The organism is Vibrio sp. 10N.222.55.C6 (assembly GCF_041473395.1).
In the GTDB taxonomy this organism is placed as follows: domain Bacteria; phylum Pseudomonadota; class Gammaproteobacteria; order Enterobacterales; family Vibrionaceae; genus Vibrio; species Vibrio crassostreae_C.
On sequence record NZ_JBFRSD010001061.1, the window covers coordinates 1 to 337 of the forward strand.

The window sequence follows — 337 nt, forward strand, 5'->3', positions numbered from 1 at the left end:
GTACTAAGTGGACCGTTAGAAAAAAATCAACTAGCTATTACTCAATCGAATACCTACGAAAAGATTATTAAAACTTCAGAAGGAAACCTGAATTACGGTGTATATCGTGGAAGCTACGTTATGTCAGCAGTTCAAACAGGAAGAAGTATTGCAATTAATATCTATGATAAGTACGGACTAGATGGTAGTTGGACAATAATGCAAGCGCCAAACCCAGGTAAAAAAGAAGACTAATGAAAATAATAGCGCTAATCATCTCCCTGTCGAGTGCTTGTGCTTTCGCCTCCCCGTCTTGGTACGGGGAAGTGCCATTGGACTCAACTTTGAGCTATGGGTT

Annotated in this window: 1 pseudogene; it reads left to right on the forward strand. The window is 40.1% G+C overall.

What is annotated here, in order from left to right:
- A pseudogene (locus AB4486_RS27545) lies at nt 1-234 on the forward strand (hypothetical protein); the annotation flags it as partial.
- Between the last annotated feature and the right edge of the window lie 103 nt (nt 235-337).